10 protein-coding genes and 3 pseudogenes are annotated in these 9,959 nt (G+C 50.3%); all 13 read left to right on the top strand.

Going from position 1 to position 9,959, the window contains the following annotated elements:
* The coding region (locus H6G26_RS34430) for a hypothetical protein (RefSeq protein ID WP_199327217.1) at positions 1–223 on the top strand (223 nt) is incomplete at its 5' end.
* A gap of 164 nt (positions 224–387) precedes the next feature.
* Positions 388–1,494 carry an aldo/keto reductase gene (locus H6G26_RS34425; protein ID WP_190735599.1) on the top strand — a complete coding sequence of 369 codons (1,107 nt, stop codon included), beginning with the start codon at positions 388–390 and terminating at the stop codon, positions 1,492–1,494.
* Between the two features lie 87 nt (positions 1,495–1,581).
* On the top strand, positions 1,582–2,547 hold the full coding sequence (locus H6G26_RS34420; RefSeq protein WP_347242550.1) for a kelch repeat-containing protein: 966 nt from the start codon (positions 1,582–1,584) through the stop codon (positions 2,545–2,547).
* A gap of 496 nt (positions 2,548–3,043) precedes the next feature.
* Positions 3,044–4,009, top strand: a complete 966-nt coding sequence (locus tag H6G26_RS34415) for an NADP-dependent oxidoreductase (RefSeq protein ID WP_199327216.1) — start codon at positions 3,044–3,046, stop codon at positions 4,007–4,009.
* 153 nt (positions 4,010–4,162) lie between these two features.
* Positions 4,163–5,062, top strand: a complete 900-nt coding sequence (locus H6G26_RS34410; protein ID WP_190735597.1) for an aldo/keto reductase family oxidoreductase — start codon at positions 4,163–4,165, stop codon at positions 5,060–5,062.
* Between the two features lie 319 nt (positions 5,063–5,381).
* Positions 5,382–5,976 (top strand): annotated as a pseudogene (locus H6G26_RS34400) (type 1 glutamine amidotransferase domain-containing protein); the annotation flags it as partial.
* Between the two features lie 87 nt (positions 5,977–6,063).
* Positions 6,064–6,186: pseudogene (locus H6G26_RS44375) on the top strand (type 1 glutamine amidotransferase domain-containing protein); the annotation flags it as partial.
* Between the two features lie 102 nt (positions 6,187–6,288).
* The gene (locus H6G26_RS34395) at positions 6,289–7,836 is read left to right on the top strand and encodes a GMC family oxidoreductase N-terminal domain-containing protein (RefSeq protein ID WP_190735596.1); all 1,548 of its coding nucleotides are present in this window, start codon (positions 6,289–6,291) and stop codon (positions 7,834–7,836) included.
* A 5-nt stretch (positions 7,837–7,841) separates the two neighbouring features.
* Positions 7,842–8,054 (top strand): hypothetical protein, encoded by a 213-nt coding sequence (locus H6G26_RS34390; RefSeq protein ID WP_242054095.1) that lies wholly within the window; start codon positions 7,842–7,844, stop codon positions 8,052–8,054.
* 72 nt (positions 8,055–8,126) lie between these two features.
* Positions 8,127–8,228 (top strand): annotated as a pseudogene (locus tag H6G26_RS34385) (SDR family NAD(P)-dependent oxidoreductase); the annotation flags it as partial.
* 171 nt (positions 8,229–8,399) lie between these two features.
* Positions 8,400–8,993, top strand: coding sequence for an SDR family NAD(P)-dependent oxidoreductase (locus H6G26_RS34380; protein WP_347242551.1), 594 nt, complete (start codon positions 8,400–8,402; stop codon positions 8,991–8,993).
* Positions 8,987–9,640 (top strand): prolyl oligopeptidase family serine peptidase, encoded by a 654-nt coding sequence (locus H6G26_RS41950; protein ID WP_199327214.1) that lies wholly within the window; start codon positions 8,987–8,989, stop codon positions 9,638–9,640. Before H6G26_RS34380 ends, H6G26_RS41950 begins: the two co-directional genes overlap by 7 nt.
* The coding region (locus H6G26_RS44370; protein ID WP_199327218.1) for a prolyl oligopeptidase family serine peptidase at positions 9,592–9,959 on the top strand (368 nt) is incomplete at its 3' end. The genes H6G26_RS41950 and H6G26_RS44370, both read left to right, overlap by 49 nt.

Below are 9,959 nucleotides of genomic sequence, written 5' to 3'. Positions count from 1 at the left end.
AATGGCGGCATTGCTGAAAAATTGGAGTGCTGATTTAGTCCTCTGCACCAACGGCAAAGCCGATCTAACCGCTGATCAAAGGACACTGTTGGAAAACCACAAAGGCGTTTATGCGGCAGGTGACATCACTTCACCCATGCAAGGGATCGCCGTTGCTGTTTTTCAGGGTAGCGTTGCTGCTGGCGGTTTAAATCACTTTCTGATTATGGAAGATTTCGTCTAAATCAAGGTAATTCAATCTTCATCAGAACAAGCATCGTGGCTGGTCTAGTTTCATAGACCAACAGAGTAGGGAAAGTCATGCGTGTTAATTACATATCAAGTCTACAGAGCGATCTTTTGATCTTGATTCGCAGCATCTAAACTTCAGCACAAAGGAAACGCACAATGAAGGCAACCCGTCCAGCAATTAGGCAAAATGTTTCCCGTCGGTCGGTACTTGGATTGTTAGGATTTGGTGCCACCACCGCTGCCTTAACACCCACTTTTTTGAAGACGGCACGGGCACAGAATCAAACCCAAACTCAAACTCAATCGTCGCAACCTGCTTCAACCCAACCATCGCAGATCATCACGAAGGAAATCCCGCGCACAAAGGAGAAACTGCCTGCAATCGGTCTGGGGACGTTTATGACCTTTGATGCTTTGTCTGATCAACCCCGCGATCATCTTCAACAAGTGATGCGCCGCTTTTGGGATGCAGGCGGGCGATTGGTTGATACCTCATTGCTCTATGGGATGTCGGAAGTGAACGTAGGCGAATTTGCTAGAACACTTGGCTTGACCAATGATTTGTTTATTACTAACAAAACCTGGGCAACTGGCGAGTATCTGGGCGATCCTAGTCAGGCGCAGCGTCAGTTTGAACAATCACTAACACGATTGTCGCGTGATCGCATTGATGTAATGCAGGTTCATAGCTTGGTGAATGTAGACGCGATTTTACCCCTATTAAAGGCATGGAAAGCAGAAGGTAGAATTTGCTACGTGGGCGTTACTCACCACGATCCGTTGTATTTTGCTGCGCTTGAGAAGTGGATCGAGAACGGCGATCTAGACTTTGTTCAACTTCGCTACTCAATTCGTCAGCGTGGAGTTGAAGACACAATTCTTCCTGCGGCGGCGGCGCGAGGAACAGTCGTCCTAGCCAACATGCCCTTCGAGAAAGCCCGTCTTTTTGAATTGGTAAAGGGGCAACCACTACCCGATTTTGCCAGCGATTTTGGCTGCGAGAACTGGGCGCAGTTTTTTCTCAAGTATGTGATTTCTCACCCGGCTCTAACCTGCGCGATTCCCGCAACCACAAACCCCGATCACGTTGTTGAGAATATGGGTGCATTAAGAGGATCGTTACCTGATGATTCAATGCGTACCCGGATGGTGGAACACATGAAAAGCCTTCCCGGTTTTGGCAATCTTCCCCAGACGCCCTGGTATCCTGGCAAGAATTTTAGCGGGTTGGTTTGTCTGCCAAACCCACGTCCGATCGGTTGAGATGGAGTATGTACGATGTTGCGTAGATTTAGATATTTGATTTTCCTGTCGCTCTTGGTCTTTTCGCTCATAGCGCTAGGTTCGCCCGTGTTCAGTCAAACACAAAGCCAGTTGCCCTATTGGACTGAAGCTGCACAGCCAACAGTCGCTCGGCAAGAACTCTATCCAGAAGTTTTGAACGGAAAAATTTACGTGGTCGGCGGTTTACTCAGCCCAAACACCGGATTCTCAGCGCATTTCGAGTCTTATGATCCGGTCAATGATGCATGGATAGTCTTGAGACCGCTTCCTGAAGCCCGACATCACATTACGCTGTCGGCAGTCAATGGCTTGCTTTATGGTGTGGGTGGGTTCACAGGCGGATTTCCAGATTGGCGGGCGCAGCCAACAATGTTTATCTACGATCCTGTCTCTAATAGTTGGACTGGAGGGACTGACCTACCAGAGGCTCGTGCCGAGGGCGTATCCGCAGTGGTCGATGACAAGATATACCTGATTGGTGGGCGCGTTCGAGCTACTGACGACGCTCGGCTGTTCAACGACCATATCGACACTAGGCGAAACGAAGTCTTTGATCCGACGACTAAGCGTTGGGCAACTCTTGCCGATGCCCCGACAGCACGAAACAGTGCAGCGTCGGCTGTGATTGATGGCAAGATCTATGTGGTGGGCGGTCGCAATTTTGTTAGGAATGCTGATGGCACGACGCAGCAGGTGAATGTGCCAAATCTTGAGGTCTACGATCCACAGCTTGACCGTTGGGAGACGCGATCGCCGATGCCTCAAGCCCAAGGAGGTCTGGCTGCAACCGCACTCAACGGCAAGCTTTACGTGTTTGGCGGCGAACAGTGGGTTCCAGAGCAGAAGGTTTTCGCCGAAAGTTGGGTATACGACCCGGAAACCGACGTTTGGGAGGCATTGCCGCCCTTGCCAACTCCACGGCATGGATTGGGAGCAGCGACGATTGGCAACCGGATTTTTGTGTTTGGTGGCGGAACCCAAACAGGCGGAAATGCAGCGACAGCAATCCACGAGGTGCTGGTACTGCCTTAAGCCACAGTTTTTATGATCTGACATGGCGTCGTTCACAACAGGTGTAACATTGCTGGTAGATGGTGGGTTTGTAGCGCAGTAGTCGATCGGCAGTGCGAAACGTTGCGACCAAGTCGCGATCGACACCGATATGAAGTTTGATAATAAAACTTCGGTGGTGTCCAGTCGGCAAATGGGGGGGATTTTGACTGTCATGGTAAAGTCTCGACTCATTCAATGCCCTACACGATTATAGAAGGTCTTTAAGTTATCCATGCTGGAGAATTAGGCAAGGATCAAAGAGCTTTAGCCATTGGAAATACTGGATCGAATTCGTAGGATGAAAGCATCTTAAGCGAAACGTTAAAGAAAAAAGAGAACAATGCCGCATTGCTTTCCTTAAACGATTAAAAACTTTTTGGAGGAAATGGCAATCCGTCCAAACAAACTTTGTCAGCAGTTTTACGCCTCCGAACCCCTCAATAACAACTCAAGCAATTAGCAGGAGAACCTATTTATGCAAAATACTCCCCAACAAATGAAAGTAATGGCTGTTGACGAGTTCGGTCATGCTGACAAGCTGACTTTGCACACCTTACCCTTGCCTACAGTGGATGCAGGCGAAGTTTTGATTCGCATCAAGATCGCCGGAGTTGGCATCTGGGATGAGATGGAGCGTGAAGGTGAGCTAGTGTATAACGAAGTTCACTTTCCGCGTGTGCTGGGCGGCGAATGTGCAGGCACTATTGTTGCGATTGGCGATGGCGTTGAACGTTTTGCTGTTGGTGACCGCGTTTACGCCCAGAGCTTCATGAACGACAAGGGCGGTAGCTATGCAGAATACGTCGTCGTCTCTTCAGAGACGGTCGCGCCGATGCCCGATGGTCTCGATATGTTGATGGCGGGGGGGCTACCCATTGCTGGTGTAACGGCACTCAGCAATTTGCAAGTGTCGGGGACAGGCAACAAAACCAAATTGATGCTCTGGGGCGCGAGCGGTGGCGTCGGTCACGTTGCGCTACAACTGGCTAAACGCATGGGCGCGAACGTTTTCGCGCTCGCATCGGGTGCAGACGGTGTAGCTTTGGTTAAGCAGTTGGGGGCGGATGAAGCAGTAGACGGACATAGCGACAACGTTGTGCAACGCGCCTGTGCTTTTGCGCCCGATGGCTTCGATGTCGCGCTGGTGCTGGTGGGCGGCGACACCGTTCAATCCACGCTGAGTTTGGTACGTCAGGGCGGAATTATCACCTTTCCTAATGGCGTGATGCCCGAACCTAAAGCACCCGACGGTGTGGAACTCAAGAAAGCAAATGGGTTCGCCAACCCAACGTTGTTAGACCAACTCAATCGATTGATCGGCATCGGTGAGTTTCAAGTTCACATCGCACAGACATTTGGGCTGGAAGAGGCGGCACAAGCACAATCAGCGATGAAACAGCACTATCTGGGCAAAATTGTGTTGCGCGTGAGCAGCGAATAAGAGCTGATTGAATTTCCAGCTTTTACAACAACTCTACTCTCAACAAATCCTGTACAGGATGAAAGCATCTCAAGAGAACCCTCAAAGAGTCAGGGAGATGATGCTGCATTGCTTTCGTTAAATCACTAAAAAATTCTTGGAGAAAGTAGCAATATGTCTGAGCAAACGAACCTTGGCGGCACTTTTACGCTGCCGAACACCTCAATCACAGTGAAGCGCATCGGCTATGGTGCTATGCAACTCGCGGGTCCGAATGTAATGGGTGCGCCACGAGATGTGGATGCAGCCGTTGCTATTTTGCGCGAAGCGATCGCACTTGGCATTAATCACATCGATACGAGCGACATCTACGGACCTCACATCACAAATCAGATTATTCGACAAGCGCTACATCCCTACCCCGAAGATTTGGTGATTGTAACCAAGGCTGGAGCACGTCGTCCTGAAGATGGATCATGGGTTCCCGCGATGTCGCGGCAGGATCTGACTGAGGCAATTCACGACAACCTGCGTAACCTCGGACTCGATGCGATCGATGTCGTCAATCTCCGCTTGATGGGTGACGGTCACGGACTATCGGAGGGTTCTCTCGCCGAGCCGCTGACGACCTTAGCCGAACTTAAGAAGCAGGGATTAATTCGTCACCTCGGTTTGAGCAATGTCACGCCTACACAGTTAGCAGAGGCGCAGACGATCACGGAAATTGTCTGTGTGCAAAACCAGTACAATGTGGCACACCGGGAAGATGATGCTTTCATCGACGATCTCGCACAGCAGGACATCGCTTATGTGCCGTTCTTCCCTCTGGGTGGGTTCACGCAGCTACAATCTTCGGTACTTGAAAGCACCGCCAAATCTTTAGACGCGACACCGATGCAAGTAGCGCTGGCATGGTTGCTTCAGCACTCTCCCAATATCTTGCTGATTCCCGGCACGTCATCGGTTGAGCATTTACGTCAGAATGTCAAAGCTGCGGCGCTGCAACTTCCGCAGCAAACGGTGGCTGACCTGAACGCGATCGCGGCAAAACCTCTGGCAGGTCGCTTGAGTTAGTACTAGGCTTTTTAACTAAGGAGAAATCATGAAATCCAATCAAAGCGTGCCATTCATTCCTGATACAAGCTTACGTTTATCGGCTTCGAGTAATTTGATGCATTGGGTTTTGTATTTGAGTTGTCATTCCTGGCGGACCGCACGCCATTAACTGGACTCACGCTGATCAGGTCAATCCCATGTTACTGGACTTCCTACAACAGGAAAATTAATCAGTGTCCTGCCGCATCTCTAACTTGTGAAAAAACTCTGTGATTCACCACGTTAAGTCAGGGTTAAACACTGGGCCGTGTTTGAGTTCTTAAAAAAGAGGTTTGCTATGAAGATTCTCATTGTTCTCACGTCTCATGACCAACTTGGCGATACTGGAAAGAAAACTGGTTTCTGGCTGGAAGAGTTTGCTGCTCCCTATTACGTGCTGAAGGATGCGGGAGCAGTTATCGCGGTGACCTCACCGAAGGGCGGTCTGCCGCCGCTCGATCCGAAAAGCGAGGTACCCAAGTTCCAGACCGAATTAACGAAGCGCTTCCGCACAGACACCGCTGCACAGGCTGAACTTGCTAACACGAAAAAGCTAGCCGACATGTCCGCAGACGATTTCGACGCAGTTTTCTACCCCGGCGGACATGGTCCGATGTGGGATATGCCCGACAACGCGACATCCATCGCACTGATCGAAGCCTTCGTGAAGTCCGACAAGCCAGTCGGTGCAGTGTGTCACGCGCCGGTCGCGTTGGTCAATGTGCGCGGAAAGGACGGCGAGTATCTAATCAAAGGCAAGCGCGTGACCGGGTTCACGAATGCAGAAGAAGAAGCGGTGGGCTTGACCGCGGTCGTGCCTTTTTTGTTGGAAGACCGGCTAAAGGAACGAGGTAAGCTGTTACGCATTTAATTTGCACATTGAGATCGCAGGGGGGCAGGGGGCAGGGAGCAGGGGAGAGGGTTTGCAGCTTTTATCACCATAAAAATGGTGCAATTTAAATGACGATTAGCTTAGCATCTACAGCAAAACCGCCAACTGGGTTCCTTATGTCCAAGTGGACGGGAGGCTCGTGACCGGACAGAATCCGGCTTCTTCGGGACCCGCAGCGGAAGAGTTGCTGAAGCTGCTTCGCTCTGTTTGATCTGAACTTTTGTCACGGGCGCGAGCCTCAAAATTGATGGCGGCTTAACCGCTTGAACGATCTGTAATCAAATTTGTAATCCCCAAACTCAACCAGGAGAATATGACTCACTACGACTACATTGTGATCGGCGCAGGTTCGGCAGGCTGCGTGGTTGCCAATCGGTTGACCGAAGATCCTGAAACAACTGTGTTACTTCTCGAAGCAGGCAATCCAGATACGAAACCAGAGATTCACATTCCAGCAGAATGTGTCAATCTGTTAGGAACTGATGTGGACTGGGGCTATTTCTCCGAGCCAGAACCTTACCTGAATCACCGCAAAATGTTCTGTTCCCGTGGCAAAGTTCTGGGGGGCAGCAGTTCGATTAATTTCATGAACTATATTCGAGGCAATCCTCATGATTATGACCACTGGAAGGAATTGGGAAATTTGGGTTGGAGTTATCAGGATGTTTTACCTTATTTCAAAAAATCGGAACATTCCTCACGAGGTGAATCTGAATTTCATGGAATTGATGGGGAACTGAGTGTAACCGATCTGATTGCGCCGACTGCGATCGCTCAACGATTTGTAGAGGCTTGCGTCGCAGCCGGATATGACTATAACCCTGACTTCAACGCTAAGCAACAAGAAGGAGCAGGACGCTATCAAGTTACGATTAAAGATGGCAAGCGGCATAGTGCTGCTACGGCTTTTCTTGTACCCATTCTCCAGCGTTCCAATTTGACCGTCACCACTGGAGCATTGGTGACTCGATTGTTATTTGAAGGAACCCGCACCGTTGGAGTGGAATATCTACACAAAGGAACCCGGCATCAAGTTCAGGTCAATCAGGAAGTGATTTTATCAGCAGGTGCGTTCGATTCGCCGAAACTACTAATGTTGTCTGGAATTGGTAATGCAGAAGAACTGCGATCGCTCAATATTCCGGTCGTAGCCGATCGACCCGGTGTGGGTCAAAACTTGCAAGACCATATTCTCGTTCCTATTGTGTATCAAGCAACTCAGGATCTACACTACGCAAGCACGAGCGGGATTGGAGAAGCTGGACTATTGCTGCATAGCGAGGTAAATTCGGAGGTTGTACCTGATTTGCAGTTCTTGTTCAATCCTACCCAGTTCCTTCCCCCTGGCTATGCTCCCGCTGAGTTCGGATTTACAGGGGCTGTCACGTTGACCCATCTGCAAAATGTCGGTAGTGTTAGCTTGCGTTCGCGTAGCGTGGGCTTTGCCCAATCGTCTGATTCCACAGATCCACCCCAGTTTCAGATGAACTATCTGCAAAGTGAAACGGATGTGCAAAAGCTCGTTTTCTCAATTAAATTAATGCGGCAATTACTTCATACCAGTTCCTTGAATGAGTTTCGCGGTGCAGAAATCGCTCCGGGTGCCGACATTCAGAGTAATGAAGCCCTTGAAGCATACATTCGGGACACTGCTAGCACACTGGGGCATCCGGTCGGCACTTGCAAAATGGGAACTGATCCGATGGCGGTGGTAGACCCGGAACTTCGAGTACATGGCATTCAAGGGTTGCGAGTTGTTGATGCCTCTATCATGCCAAAGATCACGACAGGAAATACAAACGCACCGACCATCATGATTGGTGAAAAAGCAGCAGATTTAATCAGGAAAAAATCGTTCTAGCCGCGTTGGTATTTGGGCTTTTACACCTGCCCGCAACTGCCGCGATAGTTCCACTCACTCCAGTTGTGATTATTCGGGCGTTGTTACTGAATGGGATTGCTGGCATTGCTTTTGGTTGGCTCTTTTGGCAATACTCGCTTGAGGCTGCGATGTTATCCCATGTCAGCTTTCATGCCTTTTCCTTAGCTCTTAGTCTAATGCTTGCAAGATTTGTCTAAGCTTTTTTCTAAAGCGATTTCCATGATTATTTCAAGAGAGAACAACCGGACTTAGATTTTAGGAGAAATAGAATGATACTTCAAGATAAAGTGGCGTTAGTCACTGGCGGAACTTCAGGAATTGGTCGAGCAACTGCGATCGCCTTTGGTGCTGCGGGCGCAAAAGTGGTCTTCTGTGACAGACCCGAATGGCACTAAGAAAAGCGCAAATGTATTATTTACAAGGGTTTCATCACTTTGGAAAAACGTAGGCTAATGAAGCAGCGATCGCAAACTGAGGGTTGTAGATTATTCTGATTCCCGACCTTAAAACTATTATTTTTCTAAACCCTTTGCCAGGCAAGTATTTCAGCTTTTCTTAGTGCCATTCGTGACAGACCCAATGTAAAAGGGGAAGAAACAGCTGCGCTAATTCGCGAGACTGGAGCGGAGTGCTTGTTTGTGAAAGCAGATGTCTCCAGTGAAACGGACGTGCAAGCCTTGGTACAGAAAGTGATCGCGACCTACGGCAGACTCGATTGTGCCTTTAACAATGCTGGCATTGATCTTGCTGTTAAACCACTGCACGAGCAATCGATCAAGGATTTTGATCAGATCATGTCAATCAATGCACGAGGGATATTTCTGTGCATGAAATATGAAATTCAACAGATGCTCACCCAGGGCGCAGGCGTGATCGTGAACAATTCGTCAACGAATGGTTTGGTTGCGCTTCCAGGGATCTCTCCCTACGTTGCTAGCAAACACGCAGTAATGGGGCTGACGCGATCGGCTGCGCTTGACTATGCCAAACAGGGCATTCGGATTAATGCCGTCAATCCTGGTCCGATTGCGACTGATCTAATGGCTCGTAGCGCTGCTCAGATGGGCATTACGTTTGATGATTTAGGAAGGATGGTTCCGATGGATCGGATAGGTCAGGGGCAGAGGGTATGGTGAAACTGCTTGGTATCGGCACCGCTGGCGGCTTTAAGGGCAAGCAGAGCGACCCGGAAACCTTCTTCGTCTTCACCAGCTTCAACACTCCGGACGTGATCTATCGATACGATGTCGCCAGCAACACGGCGCGGGTGTGGGCACAACCCAAGGTTACGATCGATCTCAGCCAGATCGCAGTCGAACAGCGTTTCTACACGTCGAAGGATGGCACCCGTGTCCCAATGTTTATTGTCCGACGCAAGGATGTGACCCGTCCGGCACCGACCCTGCTCTATGCCTATGGAGGATATGGAATCCCCTTGGTTCCCGCTTTCTCGCCGGAGCCTTTAGGGTGGGTCGAACAGGGCGGAGTGTACGCGATCGCCAATATTCGCGGTGGCTTTGAATATGGCAAAGCATGGCACGAAGCAGGTCGTCGTCAGAACAAGCAAAATGTCTTCGACGATTTCATCGCGGCGGGCGAGTATCTCAAGGCGCTCTTAATCACACCCCAAGACGGCTTGGCGATTCAGGGTGAATCGAATGGCGGACTCCTGATCGGCGCAGTGGTCATCAGCGACCGGATCTGTTCGCCGCCGCGCTGCCCCAGGTTGGGGTCATGGACATGCTCCGCTTCGACCAGTTCACGAGCGGGAAAACATGGGTAGACGAGTTTGGGTCTCCAGCACGGGAAGCGGATTTCCGGAACCTCTTGAAATATTCGCCTTATCACAACATCCAATCTGGCAAGGCATATCCCGCAATCCTCACCACCACTGCCGACACGGACGATCGCGTGGTGCCGAGTCATAGCTTCAAATATGTCGCCGCGCTCCAGGGGGCGGGTATCAGACCCAAGCCGCACTTTGTCCGCATTGAGACACGCGCGGGACATGGAGCGGGCAAGCCCACGGACAAGATCATTGAGGAAACGGCGGATATGTGGGCTTTTGCCGCTCATTGGACGGGGCTGGATGTGAAGCCAGC

Source organism: Nostoc sp. FACHB-888 (assembly GCF_014696655.1).
GTDB lineage: Bacteria > Cyanobacteriota > Cyanobacteriia > Cyanobacteriales > Nostocaceae > Nostoc.
Note: the sequence above shows the minus strand (reverse complement) of the source record. Positions and strands in the feature narration are given on the sequence as shown.